The sequence below is a fragment of the Lachnoclostridium sp. An118 genome (assembly GCF_002160985.1).
Lineage (GTDB): Bacteria > Bacillota > Clostridia > Lachnospirales > Lachnospiraceae > Claveliimonas > Claveliimonas stercoravium.
Map to the genome: position 1 here is coordinate 12,790 of NZ_NFLQ01000016.1, position 16,014 is coordinate 28,803.

Below are 16,014 nucleotides of genomic sequence, written 5' to 3' on the forward strand. Positions count from 1 at the left end.
CCCAGGCTGAGAAATAGAAAGGGATCGTGAAAAGGAGGAGGATTATGAAAGGAAGAAGAGTGTTGGCGGGTCTTCTGGCCGCTGTCATGATCATGAACAGCGGTGTGCTTTCTTCCTATGCATCGGATACTCAGGCTCCGGTGGAAGAAAGTGTGCAAACAGATACTGCCCCGTCAGAAGAACAGAGCGGGGACAAGGCGGATACGCAGCTGCCACAGGCAGAGAGCAGCGTCTCGTCCGACAGCGGTGCCGCTGATGTACAGGAAGGACAGGGCACCGGAAACCAGAATGTGGAAGCGCAGGACGCAGAGGGGCAGAATGCGATGCCCCGGGATACACAGACGCCTCCTGCCTCCGGGCAGGATACACAGCAGGCAGCTCCGGCTGCGCCTGCACCAGCACCGGCAGTGGAACTGTCAGTCAGCATTTCGTCCAGCACGGACCGGGCTGCCTACGGTGATACAGTTACACTGACGGGAAATGTGTCAGTGGAAGAGGCTGCCCTGCAGTGGCAGTATTCCAGTGACCAGGGAGCAAGCTGGCAGGATGTAAGCGGACAGACAGGCCCAAGCTATACATTCCAGTATAGTGAGACAAATGCATCCTATGTCTACAGACTTCACGCTGCATACGGCGGAGCGACTGCTGATTCCAACACTCTGACCATTGCACAGAGCAAGACGTTTGCCGAAGTGGCTGAGGAGTATTACGGAGAAAACGGAACAGTGACTCCGGCCACTGTGACCATCTCCCGCCAGACATCCGGCGATACAGTGAAAGCCGGGGAGATTCTTCCTCTGAGACTGGAATATGTCCTGAAAGCGGCGGCGGTTTACAATTACGGTGAGCAGGTAGAACCGTTGTATGATGAGTATACAACGATTGAAGTAAGGCTGCGCCTGCCGGAGGGACTTAGCATCGTCAATGAGGAGGAGATCCTTGATGATGTTAAAGAGCTGATCAGACCGGATGACAGCCAGATACCCGGAGATAAGGAAAATAATATCTGGACTTTTAAGATAGCAGGGGGCGTGCGGGCGACTACGGATACAACGAGAAGCTTTAATGTGAATGTCCGGGTGGACGGCAACGGCGAGATACCGGTGGGGACATGGTTTGACTTCGCAGGTGATGAGGGCGAGCCGGAGAACCTGGCGGAGATCCGGACGGAGTTTACCATCAAGGACCGGACAGATCCGGATCATGTGACGGATGGGAAAACCTATGACAAGACAACTCCTATGAACGGGACGGTCAGTGATGTCCGTACTGAAACCGACGATGAATGGGTAGTTGACAAGACGGCAGTCGATGCCAAGGCAGACAGCAAGAAGGAGAAGGTGACAGTTACCTACACCTTGAACATCGGTCTGAAAGGCAGCGAAGGGGAGGCTGTAAGTAATCCTGCTACCTACGGAAGACCGGGCCGTGTTCCCTTTAAAGACGGAAAGGCAGAGATCAGTCTGAAGGAGACCCCTTCCGTTCATGACAGGGATGGTAACCCGATCACGGCAGAGAGTATTACCATCACCCCGCAGTTCGGAGATAAAAAGTCCATACAGGTTCCGGAAGCAGGCGTTACGGTTACGGTTCCCGTCGATACCTGCCAGGGGAAAGACATCAGCGCAACCACGGATGTGGCGGGAACAGCCCCCTTCTTTTCTTCTTATACAGTAGAAGTGGTTTATCCGTATGAGAAGTTTATCGCCAGCTACAAGGATGTAAACCAGGCAATGCTGAAGGTGGAGAATAATGTGGAGATCTCCTACACGCTGGCAGGAGAAGATCAAATACGCACAGATGACGGCCGTGCAGAGCAGGAAGCCGGCGAAGTGACGCCTCCTGCAGAGCTGACCATCGGAAAATATATCTTTGGCTATAATAATGATGATCCGCAGGACTACATCTATGATAATTTCCCGGCAGGGGACATTGTCAGCGGCCCTGCCAGGTTTCAGATAGAATATGCGGATGAACCAGGGAAATATCCGGATCTGTATGTGAAAAAGGAAGATAATACATATGAGAAGCTGGAGGTGACAGATGGAACAGTCACCATTGAACCGGAGAATGAGGTGCTCTCTCCGACAACGACAGTTTACCTTGATGCGGGAACATATGTAATTACAGAGGTCGCATGTCCTGAAAATACAAGGCGGGTAACGGCAGAAGAGAATGAGGACTATAACGCGGATCCCAGAGAGGTTATCCTCGAAGCGGGTAAAGGCGCAACGACTGATTTTTATAATATAGAGAAGCTTGGCGCGGTCACCGTGGAGAAAAAGGGATTCCGGGACGGTAATGAGACCGTGCTGCAGGATGCAAAGTTCGGTCTTTACACAACGGAGGCCTGCAGGGATGAAGACCAGGTGGGAGAGCCCCTGCCTACTGGAGCCAATGGAAGGGTGACCTTCGACCGGCTGCCATACGGCACTTACTATCTGAAAGAGGTTGAGGCGCCGGAGGGCTATATCAAGGACAGCACTGTCCGGAAAGTGATCATCTCCGAGGAAAACAAGACAGAAACAGTAACATTTACAAATAAATACAACCAGGCCTACGTAGTTATGCAGAAGAAGATCCGGGATGTTGGAACCGGAAGCTATGAAAATGTAGACCAGATATATAGCGGTGAATTTACGGAACGGTTCTCCCTGGAAAAGGAAGTTGCCAAGGGACAGTGGGAGACAGTGGAGGATAAGCTGTCTCTGGGACAGAACGGGCAGATCCTTCAGGCGCTTCCAGTCTACGAGGATGACGGAACGACGCTGATCCGCTACCGCTTTGCGGAACTGCTGCCGGATGGATGGTATGCTCCGGAAGAAACAGAGCTTTCCACTGATAAGACGACAGCCTACTCCGAGGAGTTTACCCTGGAGAATGACCTGGGGAACAGTACAGCCACCCGTCGTGAGATCATCATGAAAAATGACCGGAACGGCAGTATCACTCTCACAAAGAAGTTTTACGAGGCAGCCGCCGGAGGTATGAAAGAGACACAGTCTGGAACGGCTACGTTTGAACTCTATTATAAAAATGGGGAAAAAGGAACTCTGACAAAATATGGCGACAGCAGCTATGAAGTGTCAGCCGGGAATCCCCTTACGATCAGAGACCTGCCAAGGACAGAAGGCAGTGAGGACAGATACTACTATCTTGTGGAGACAGAACTGCCGGAGGGCTACGGCGCGTCACAGGAGGATCTGTCCGGGAACAATGCGGCAGAGCGGACGACAGTGACGATAAACGAGAAAGAACTGACAGCTTACGGTCCCTTTAACTTCACGGAAGAGATGAAAGAAGGATCCGGAGTTGTGCTGGCCCAGGATATTACCATTGCCAATGTGGAACAGAAGGTTCCAGTGGTGGTAAAGAAGGAGAACAGTTACACACATTCGTTTGTGGCCGGCGCGTCCTACACGGTCTCTTTATATGATAAGAAGACAGGTGAAAAAGGGCAGACTGTCATCGGGCAGAGGGAGATTACAGATGCAGCCGGATCTCTGGCGAAGCTGGACCCGGGAGCGACTTATATTGTTGAGGAGACAGTAACGCCTGTCGGTTATCACAATGTAACCGATGCGGATGATCTGATCATAGACCTTACCGATGTGACAGTGGACACAGGCACTAAAGGCAGGGAAGTCACCATCAAAAATGAGCCGGATCCTACCATGACGGTAGAGAAGGTAAAGGTAGACGCGGCAGGGAAAAAGACGGATCTTACAGGTGTGGAATTTGAAGTGTACACGAAGAATGCTGATGGTTCCATGCAGCCTGCGACAGGATATGACGGCAAGAGTCTGTCCCTTACAGCAGGAGGGGCAGCCCTTCAGCTCCCGGCAGGCCAATACTATCTGAAGGAAGTGGTGCCGGAAGACAATCCGAATCAGATCCTGGATCCTTCCCGCCACAGTAATTTATATGCGAAAGAGGATGGCGTCAGCGTCGATGGCAGCTTTTACTTTGGACCTTACGAAGTGAAACAGCAGCAGGCTGTCAATGACCTGGGTACTATTACGAACTACTCAGACAAGGGTGCTGTCCAGGTTAGGAAGTACCGGGCAGCGGTGGGCAGCGGCGCGAAGGTAGAACAGGACGGCGCCACCATCGGAATCTTTACAGAGAATGCAGACGGTGAGCTGGAACGTGTGGCCAGTGTGAAAAGCGCCGACGGTGGTATTGCGGAGTTTAAAGATATCCCCATTTATGATGCGGACGGAGATAAGATCAAGTACATTGTAAAAGAGATAGAAGCCCCTGCCGGTTTCACAGTGAGTGAAGAAGAGTTCCAGGTTGAACTGGAAGCAGGAAAGACGGTGACTACGGATACAAAAAAGGCTCCTCTGGAGTTTGTCAATCAGCCGGTGACATCCCTGACTGTGACGAAATCCTACTATAATATGTGGGAGCATGCTTTTACAGGCAAGTCGTATGCGCTGCCCGGAACAGTCATTGCCCTCTACCAGAAGGAGAGAGAAACGTATACGTTTAAAGAGACACAGGTTGCGGATGAGGACGGAAGAGTCACATTCAACGGCCTGACCCAGAAAGACGAGTATGTAGCCATAGAGGTGCGGGTGCCGGACGATGACGCCTACACCTATCTGGAGCCCAAGGGCAAGAAGGCGTATCTGGATCCGGATTATCAGGAAGATAAAGACCTGCCACCGGAACTTACTGCGTCAGAGCTTGCAAATTACAGCTATGTGACAAAAGCAGCCAATCCATCTGACGTTCCGGAGGGGGCGCAGTCGGGAGAACTTATCAATGTCGAGAACTGGGCGCAGCTCAGAGTTGAAAAATTTGCGATAGAGACACAAGATACAGAGACCACAGATATCGGGGAAAGACGCGAAATCAACAACGCTGAGTTCACCCTCTATCGGCAGGTGCTGGATGATGTAAGCGGCATTGAGGATACAGACAGGGTGCTTACATTTGATTCAGCCGACTGTACAGTGGTAGGCAGCTACACCAGCGGTACTTTCTATGAGGATAAGGAACGTCAGGACGGCTGGTTCAGCACGGATATTCTGAAGTCTGCCAACAACGTGGTGTACTGGCTGGTGGAGACAAAGGCTGGCATTGGTTCTGAGATTATCCCGGAGAACGCTGTCACCCTGATCAAGAGGGAGGGCACAAAGTATAGCAACAACAGCATGTACCAGCTTGTGGATGATGAGGGAAATCCGGTTGGAGATCCGGTGCTATGTACAAATGAGGATACATACCATGATAATAAGGTTACAGAGGATGTGGCGGTAGAAAACAAACCTCTGTACGGAGAGGGAGGCGGTATGTTCTCCACGGTGCGTATTGCCAAGTGGGCAGGAAAATACAATGACACAGGAGAAAAGATACACGAATATACACCTCTTGGAAACGCTGTCTTTGAGCTGTACCTTGCCGATAAAGAAGGCCGTCTGTACGAATCGCTGGGTGAGATGACCACCGGACTGGACAATACGATCCAGGAGGATGAGCCGCAGGGAGACCTGGACGCACTGGCCTCCTCCAGGATGTTTGAGTGGACGGATCTGCAGAAGGACTATGCGGAGAGGCTGGAGAATCCAGATATATGTACAGTAGACAAGGATGGAAATGTCTATGTGCGGGTAGCCATTGTAGAGAAGGATGTGCCTACCGGATACATGGCAGACAAGGATTGCTGCTATATGTACATGTACTTCCAGAACGTGCCTGGGAAGGTGACGGAGATTTTCAATGACGCGTACTATGTAACGGGCGATCAGACGGAAGAGAAGGTTCCGCTTGCAGAGGATCAGAATGACATCCAGTGGGCGCTGTATCCTACCAGAGAGAATGGAGATGGCAGCTATGGGCTGGTTGCTGGTGTAGGTGAGACCAGCAAGTACCGGCTGGTAAACTGGCCGGTGGACGCCTTTGCAGTGACCGTTCAGAAATACGGATATGAAGTGCAGGAGGACAACGAGGGATATACGTCTCAGCAGCTGGATGAATACTATTTCTCCGGCGCGCACACGGACCGCGTGGGGCTGCCGATGGTTATGCGCCTGGACCGTCTGCAGGACGGAAAGTGGACGCCTTATAACTATGACGGCAACACGCAAAGCGGGCAATTCACCACGGATGCATCCGGCAGATACGTGTTCCGCAACGGATTGCGGCTGGGCAGCTACCGCATCGTGGAGGTGAGAAGCGCGTCAGGATATGAGGATCTGGTGAACCAGTACGAGATGATCTATGACGGCAGCACGCCCCAGGGAGCCAGCGGGGAGAGAAGTGCTCAAGCGTACTACTTCAATGTGACGGCGGACAACGTGGATGTCAGCATGTACAACCCGAAGAAGGTTGAGCTTGATATCCGGAAAACGGATGTAGGCGGAACTACAAACCTTTCGGGCGTAACCTATACGCTGATACAGCAGGATGGTTCGGGTAAGGTGACAGCTACCACGGACAACAGTGGTAAAGCTTCCCTGGAAGGTATCGGAACCGGCACCTATAAACTGACCGAGACAGGCAGCCAGACGCACTCCGGCAGCTACTTCAGCGAGTATTTTGAAGCTACGTACGGAGGAAAAGCACTGAATAACCTGGTGAACGGGGATGGGCTTTTCCTGGGATACACGGTTCAGTCTGAGCCAGAGCCGGGAGAGAAAAGCGGACTTATTGTGACGGAGAAAAAAGATCTTTCCAGCTATGGACTGGATGCAGGGCTGTCCCTTGATATAGAGAACCCCCGGAAGGGCGGATTTACGATTCAAAAGACGGATAAGCTGACAAATGGACCTCTGAAAGAGGCGCAGTTCCAGGTGTCCCATCAGAAATTCACAGGATGGGGCGGAGATCAGGCGTTTACAGATACAGGATGGTCAGAGCCTGTGACCTACACAACAGATGAAGATGGTACCTGCCAGGTAACCGGACAGGAGCCGGGACTGTACAGGATAAAGGAGACAAAGGCTCCGGGCGGCTATGACATTACGGATTCCGCTTTCAGATATTTTGTCATTACCGGCGGCATGGACATCGGAACAGTGACACTGGGCGCCCAGGAAGTGACAATGAAAGATCCTAAGGAATCTCTTGCCTTCAAGGACAGCAAACAGGTACACCTGACAGTTACAAAAAAGATCAATAAAGGAGAGCTTTCTGTAAGCGGCAGCAGTGCATTTACATTTGCATTATATAATGAAGCTAAAACGCAGATCGACACGATAAAGATAACCTCTGTTGATGGAGGAGATGTCCAGGGTACTTTCAAGGTGGGACTTAGCCAGGGCGGAACTTATTATCTGAAAGAAACAGGCATACCTTCCGGCTTTGCGTTTGAGTCCCTGGAAGGGACAGCAGGACTGACACTTACAGAGGAAGAAGATGGCTATTACCGGTTTACAGTACCGGAAAGCAACAGTAATCTGGCAGTGACAGCGGTCAACAGGTACCTGCAGGCAGAAGTGGCTGTACTGAAAGTAAATGGAGAGACAGGAGAGCGCTTAAGCGGCGCGGATTTTGCCATCTACCGGATGAACGGCCAGGAGCAGGGAGAAAAGCTGGATGTGACCTTCACAGAGGATGTGGAGAATCAAGGCGTGTACAGGGTTGTGGTTCCTCTTTCTGCTAACCAGAGCGAGACATTCCGCATCTACGAGACAAAGCAGCCGGAGGACTATCTTCTGAACAGCCAGCAGCATGTGGAGGTGACAGTAGGACCCGGAGAAAAGCAGCAGGCACCTGTATGGAATGCTAGCTATGCCAATGATAATGATGAGATGCTGGCCGAAAGGATCTTCCCCAACTACAGGGGGGCCTACATTGATCTGACAAAATATGACAATGTACATGATTCCAAGGATGCAGCGCCCCTTGAAGGAGCCCGGTTCACACTCTACCAGTATAATGAGGATTCGGGTACATGGACGGCCAGCGCTGACGATGTGACCAGCGAGGATGGAACGCTGCGCTTTACCGTGACAGACGGTGAGATTTATGCTGTGGATGAGACGGCCATGCCGGCGGGGTATAACGGAGCCGGACTGGAAGGCGTGTGGACGGATCTGCAGGATGAGAAAGTGGAGGCACAGCAGATAACAGTAGCAGGTACTGGAGGAGAGCCGGAGACAGCAACCGTGTATCCGGTCAACGGCAGTGAGCCGCTGGAGGCAGGACGGTCTTACCGGTATAATGCCTACAATATTCCGCATGTGCCCATGGAGATCCGGAAGCAGAACGTGGATGGAAGCGCTCCGGCGCCTACGGCCACAGTCTCTGTCTATGAGATGCCGGATGGAATGTCCGATACACCGGATCGGGCGGCAGTGGAAGAGCTGCTCGCAGACGGGTCAGCACTGCTGAACGGAGTAGAAGTTGATCAGTTCTCGAAGGATAAGGACTACACTTACGCAGAGGATCCCAGACTGCAGACAACTTTTGTGGCAGGAAAGAGATACCTTGTAGTGGAGACGGACAGCAGTATATCCCAGATCCGGGACGACAGCAGTGTCACCTGGTACACAGTAGTGAAGTACCCGGAAGGCACACGGGCCGGACAGACCGCAGTGCTGAAAAATATAAACGGAACAGCGGATCTTACGCTGGTAAAGAGTGCGGAGCAGGCAGAATACACGAGCCTGTTTACCCAGGGGGCGGATATTACCTACACCATTACTCCTTCTGTAAATAACACATATCCTCTGCACGAATTTGTCCTGGAGGATACAGGGCTGGAAGCCTATTATGAGGATGGCAGCCAGGAGTATCAGCCGATGGGAGAGGGAACGCTTGATGATCAGTATTCCATCACCAGTGTCACGGTGGGACAGTCCAGCCATGACACAGGAGCGTATAAGGAGCCCGGAAATGACACTATCTATGCAGAAGTGACATTTAAAGGATTTGACGGGAAGACATACGAGATGGCACCTGTAAATGTAAGCCAGGGCGCTGCGACTGTGCAGATGCCGGGAGATAAGGGCAGGGCAGAGAGCTTCTCCATCAGATACTATTCAGAAGGCATCGCAAAAGCTTCGGATAATGCTTATGTGCTGGGAACAGACTTTAATCCGGGACCTGTGACGGCCAGAGTACAGGTGCAGAAGCAGGAGGGCGGACCGGATGCCCACGCGATCGCCATGATCCGCAACAGTGCAGACAGTACGCTGAAGTACTATACATGGACCGGGGCGGGTGCAAGAAACGATACGCCTGAAGAAATAACACAATCTGCAGATGCGGATGTAACCTTTAAAGACCAGACAGCGGCTCTTGTAAGTGTGACAAAAGAGGCGGATACGGCAACTGTGAGGCTGGAGGATACTGTAACCTACAGTCTGACACTGGAAAATAAAAGTACACTGACAGCGGAGGAGGCGACCATGAGGGAACCGTTCCTTGTGGATCTTCTTCCACAGGGAACTACATGGGCGCGCACAGATGATGAGTACGGCGTGACGTTAGAGGCAGGCAGCACAGGTATTACGTTGAGCCATACAAGGAGCCAGAGCCATGACGGCGAGACCGCGGTGTTTATATACATGAACGGAAGTCTGGAGCCGGGAGAGCAGGTGACAGTCAAGATCCAGGTGAAGGCAGAGAAGGAGGTTGTAAGCTACGGCCCGGATCTGAATAACTATGTGCTGGCCGGCAGCGATGAAAAAGGAGAAGCAAGTGTGGATAATCCGCGGGCGGCGTCCTTCAAAAATGAAAATGGAAAATGGCCGGAGAGCGTGGATACTGTACTTAGTTCCCTGCCGCAGGACAGAAGAGATGATCTTAAGCAGATCCTGGGAGAGAGGAAGGAACATGGCTTCGTGTCTGCCGGGAACACACTGACGTGGAATACAGGCAGTGAAATGCAGATCGTCAAATCCGGATACGGAAATGTCAATGCAGAAGCGGGATACAGTTCTACGACCCTCTCCACTATTACGAACGAGGGCGGTCTGATGCACTACAGGCTCACAGCGTCCAATACCAATGAACAGGACGGGCGTACAGATATCAGCTTTGTGGATGTGCTCCCGGAGGTGGGAGACGAGACGGCCAACAATGCTGACAGAGACAGCGCCTGGTCGCTGGATCTGAAGGAGGTAGCGAGCGTCTCTGTAATAGATGAGAAGGGGGTTGCGACACCGGTACCTGCCGATAAATACAAGGTATACTGCTACACCACGCAGGGACCCATCGCATCATATACGGACATTTACAATGCGGCTAAGGTTATTAAATATGCTACAGAGACGCCTCCGGCCGGCTGGTCTGAAGGAATACCAACGGATCCGGCAGCACTTTCAGATGTGAGAGCCTTTATCGTGGCAGTGAGCGATGAGTTAAAGCTGGGGGCGCAGGAGAGTCTTGTTGTTGAGTATACTGCGGTTGTAAACAGCGGAGAAGGCTTTGACAGCGACGACCTGACACTGAATGCCTGGAACAATGCAGTAAATACATGTGCCTGTCATTACAGTAGCTACAGCTTATCTGTGGAAAACCCGGTTCCATCACCGGCATCCGAGATCATCGAGTCCAACGCTGTGTCCACCACCATCGTGCCGGAAGGCGCAAAGGTAGGCGGCCATGTATGGATTGACAAAGATAACGATGGCCTGTGGGAAGAGGGAGAGGATATAGCTGATCTGTCAGGCGGCAATCGTCTGATTCAGGATCTTCTGGATAAGATGGTAGTGCAGCTCTACACCTATACAGGAACATCGAACAGCTCCTCGGACACCACGTCTTATGTAAAAGGCTCACAATGGGGAGGGTATTTTGAGTTCGGAAAGGAGAATGCTGACCCGGATGATCCAATGGGAGGCCTTCTCACACCGGCGGGACGTAAGAATGTATCTGATGACACTCTCTATCCGGATAATGTGCTGGATCCGGCCCAGTTGAAGGGAACAGCTCCTGTCACTTACACCATCGGGGCAGATTTCCAGAATGCCAAAGGAAAATTTGAGGTCGCGAAGACGCTCAATGTGCGCAGGATGTCCTTCCAGCCGGGACACATACCAGATGATCATAAGACAGACAACAACTTTACCTACCAGAACTCCAGCGCAGTATCCGAGCGGTTCTACCTGTGGTCGGGAAGTGAGACTTACGATACGACAAAGGATATTGGTCTTGTACCATACCGTGACCTGGAGATCACCAAGGTGGCGGATGACGATCCAAACGAGTTTATCGAAGGCGCACAGTTTACTGTATACGGCCCCTTTGACGAAAAGGCTGAAAGCTATGAACTGAACGAAAAAGTCGGTACTTATACAACAGACTCAGACGGAAAGGTCACAGTGCCGAACCTCCTCTGGTACAAAAAGTACATCATTGTGGAAACCGGAGCCGATGCCGGCAGTGAGGCGGAAGGCTACCTGCTGACCGGTGCGACAGGGAAGGCAACTGTCCCGGGAACAGACATTGAAAATCTGGAAAATGAGAAACCAGCCTGGGTGCTGGGCGTGCCGACAGCCGAGAAAGAGGATGCGCTGGATAAGATGACCGTAACCAATAAGCGCCAGACAGAGGTTCAGCTCACTGCTTCCAAGAAGCTGATGATGAATGGACAGGAACAGAAACTTGAGGCAGATCAGTTTACGTTTGAACTGCTGGACGACGATGGGACAACGGTGCTTGATACCAGGAAGAATGATGACGAAGGAAAAGTCATCTTTAAAAAGCTGATTCTGGAAGGTGCAGGAGAGAGGATCTACTACATCCGGGAGAAGATAGAAGGAGACGATCCAAAAGACGGTATCACCTATGATACATCACTTTACAAAGTGACAGTGAATGTACAGTGGGATGCGGAACAGAATAAACTGGTGCCGGAGATTACCTACGAAAAGCAGGCGAAAGATGAAACTAAGTGGGAGACGGCTTCAGATGTAACTTTTGAGAACATCTACAATGCCACGGGAAGCCTGGACCTGACTGCAGCAAAGACCGTCAATGGTGAAAAGCCCCAGGAGGCAGAAGCGGGAAGATTCAGCTTTACACTGTTATCCGGCGCAGATACGCCAACTGTAAACCAGACGAAATATAATGACGCTGATGGAAGGGTAACATTTGACCCGATCCAGTATGACACAGACGACATCGGTCAGACCTACACCTATACGGTCAAGGAAGGGACGGTTCAGGCAGATAGTGGACTGGCAGATAACTATACACCGGATGGAGCGGAATATACGGTTACAGTTACAATCAGTGATGCAGGAAAAGGAAAGCTGAACGTTGACAAGACGATCACGAAAGATGGTAAAACAGTAGAAGACATCACCTTTAACAATACTTATACGGCATCTGCATCCTGGACGCCCGAAGCTTCCAAGATCCTTACCGGAAGAGATATCACTAACGGGGAGTTCTCCTTTGAGGTGCTGGAAGGAACAGATGTAGTGTCCAGAGGAAGCGTATCTGCGGGAACAGCCGGACAGACGGCAGCCATTAACTTTGACTCCATAGAGTATGACATGGACAACGTGGGAATCCATACCTACACAGTGAAGGAGACCACGAAAAATGGAAACGGCGTCACCGTAGATACGAACAGGTATGAGGTGACAGTCACAGTCAGCGACAACCGGAATGGAAGCCTGGGAATTACAGCAGTGTATCCGAAAGGCGGCATTACTTTCAGCAACAGCTATCAGGCAGAAAAAACTTCTTACGAACCTAAAGTGACCAAGACAGTGACCGGACAGCAGATGCCGGCCGGCGGGCAGGAATTTACCTTTACGCTGAGTCAGATAGACGGACAGAATTATGACGGTGTGACCATGCCGGCCAATGCGACTCTGAAGCTGAAAGCGGAGAGTACGGGAGTGCAGGTGAGCGGAAGCTTTGAAGCCATCACCTTTGCGAAAGCAGGCAGCTATCAGTTTAAGATTGAGGAAGAAGCCGGAAACGCTGCAGGAGTCACATATGATCCGGAAGACTGGATCCTGACCGTATCGGTGAAGGATGATCTCACAGGAAATCTGTACATTGATACGACAGAGACCATCTATCAGACAGAGGACGGCGGGGCCGGCGATGATGCCGCCGCGGCATTTGAGAATATCTACCAGCCGCAGAGTACACCTCTTGCACTGAAGGCAGTCAAGACTGTGACGGGCAATGCGATGCCTGGAGCAAAGGACTTTACCTTCCTTCTGGCGGCAGGCGGAACCTATACGGGAGACCAGCTTGAGATGCCGAAAGACCTGACAGCGACGGCCCATGTGACAGAGACAGGAACACCTGTCGAAGCACTGTTCCAGGAGATTACATTCAAGCAGGCAGGCGAGTACAGCTTTACCATTACGGAGCAGAAGCCGCAGTCCGGACAGGAAGGTGGTTACCACTATAGTGATGCTAGATGGAATGTGGTTGTGAAAGTAACGGATGAGGCAGGACAGCTTAAGGCGGAAGCCACATACACCTGTGCTGATGAAAGCAACCAGACTGGAGCGGCCTTTGAAAACAGATATAACCCGGAGGACGCGCCGTTCACACCAGAGGTGAGGAAGACGCTGAACGGATATGAAGACCTTCCGGGCCAGACAGACTTTACCTTTACACTGACAGCAGCAGAGGATAATCCGGCTGGAGCGTCCCTTGAAAATGGAAAGAGTATCACTACAAGCCTTCCAATGACAGCACAGACAACAGAGGGCAGGGGTACAGCTACCTTCGAGGAGATCACCTTTGACAGAACCGGCATTTACACATTTGCGATCAGCGAAAATGGAACAGACGGCAAGGGATTTGACTACGATGAGACAAAATGGACGCTGACAGTGACGGTGACAGATGACAATGGAACCTTGAAAGCGGAAGGAAGCTACGCTCCCAAAGACGGAACGGCCAACGATGAGGCGGCAGCTTTTACAAACAGCTATACAGTAAAGGAAATTCCGTACACACCAGAGGCCGTGAAACAGTTCACTGAAGACAGTGCGGACAGACCGCAGAATAAAGAGACCTTTACCTTTACGCTGAAGCAGGCAGATGGAAACAGAGAGGGCGGAGCGGTATTTACCAATGGAGAAGAAGCTCTCAAAGCCTCTGTCACGGATGCAGGCAAAGCAGCCTTTGACGGACAGATCACCTTTAAGAAATCCGGACAGTACAGCTTCCTGATCACAGAGGATGTGCCGGATACGAAGTCCTACAACTATGGCTATGATGATACAAAATGGACGCTGCAGGTGAAGGTGATGGACAAAGAAGGACAGCTTACAGTCGAGTCTGTCAGCTATACAGCCGATGACGGCAGAACAGGCGACGGGCAGGCAGTCTTCAGCAACAGCTACAAGGTAGACCCCACAGCTTATGCACCCCAGGTGGAGAAGACAGTGACAGGCGCGGATATGCCTGACGGCCAGAGCTTTACCTTTGATCTGAAGAAGATTGAGGGAGAAAGCTACGAGGGAGTGACCATGCCGCAGGGACAGCCGGGAAGCAGCATCCAGATTAAGACAGACAAGACCGGTGAGAGCTATACAGGTAAGTTTGGCGAGATTGGGTTTGCAAAAGCAGGCGAGTACAGATTTGCCATTACAGAGCAGGATGATACAGCAGACAGCTATCCGGATGAGCATTACGGATTTGGATACGACAAGACAGAGTGGACACTGACCGTGACAGTGGAGGATGTGGGTGGAAAGCTTGACGTGACCAGCACGGCATACGAGTCCAGGGACCATGAGACTTCTGAGACGGAGGCATCTTTTGAGAACAGCTATCAGACAGAGCCCACAGACTATGCGCCGGCGGTTGTGAAGACGCTTTCAGATGACAGCGAGCCTACGCCGGCAGATGAGACGTTTATCTTTACTCTTACAGGAGAAGAGCAGGACGGAGCGGTTCTCCCGTCTGATACAGAGGCGGAAGTGTCCGGGGAAGGCACGGCCCGGTTCGACAACATCCACTTTACAAAGGCAGGCAGGTACAGCTTTACCATTAAGGAAAAACCAGGCAGCGCCGAAGGTTATACCTATGATCCTGCGGAATGGACACTGACTGTGACAGTGGACGATCTGGGCGGAAAGCTCTCGGTGATCGGAACAGTATATGAAGCCAAAGGACAGGAGAGTTCACAGACAGCGGCAGCATTTGAAAATGCTTACCATGTAGATCCGGTTTCGTTTGCACCGGAGGTGCAGAAGAAACTGACAGGAGACAAGGCGCCCGACGACAAGACCTTTATCTTTAACCTGGAAGCAGGGGAAGAGAGTCAGGGAATGGCCCTTCCGGAGGAGACGACAGCAGAGATCACAGGAGAGGGAAAAGCAGCCTTTGATGAAGTGACATTTACAAAGGCAGGTACCTATATCCTTGTGATCACAGAGGAAGATACCAGGGAGCCTGGATACACCTACGATGAGACGGTATGGACAGTGACAGCGGAAGTGGTGGACAAAGGCGGATATCTGGAAGTGGAAGATGTGACTTACCAGTCTTCCGATGAGACGGCGGACAGCAAAAACGCAGACAGTGCAGTATTTACAAACCGCTTTACTTACACAGAGGCAGAGTACACGCCGTCTGTGAGAAAGAACATCAGCGGGGATAAGCCGGGCCAGAACGATACATTTACCTTTACGCTGAAACAGTCACTGTGGGATGACAAAGAGGCAGTGCAGCTGACAGGGGCGTCCGCTTCTGTGGTAAACAGCGGCACAGCACAGTTTGGCAGGATCCTCTTTGGAAAACCGGGAACCTATGAGTTTAAGATCCAGGAAGACAAAGGCAGCGCAGCAGGATATACTTATGACAGGAGCACCTGGACTCTGAAGGTGACAGTGGTGAATGAAGAGAATGTACTCGTTGTGGAAAGCGCCGTGTACACAAAGAACGGCACGAATGTGACCAGCACAGAGGCAGCCGCATTTACTAATACGTACAGTGCAGCGAGAGCAGCCCGGACAGGCGATATATCGCCGTGGCAGCCGCTTGCGGCAGCGCTGATCCTCTCGGGAGGAGTCATCGTTGTCCTGCACAGGAGAAGAAAGCGGCAGGCAGAATAATCAAATCCGGACGTAA

General features: G+C 51.6%; 1 protein-coding gene. It reads left to right on the forward strand.

Annotated features, from left to right (window positions below; genetic code table 11):
- The first annotated feature begins 44 nt into the window (after positions 1 to 44).
- Complete coding sequence (locus B5E62_RS12780) at positions 45 to 15,998, forward strand: Spy0128 family protein (protein WP_087174933.1); 15,954 nt, start codon at positions 45 to 47, stop codon at positions 15,996 to 15,998.
- Positions 15,999 to 16,014: the final 16 nt, after the last annotated feature.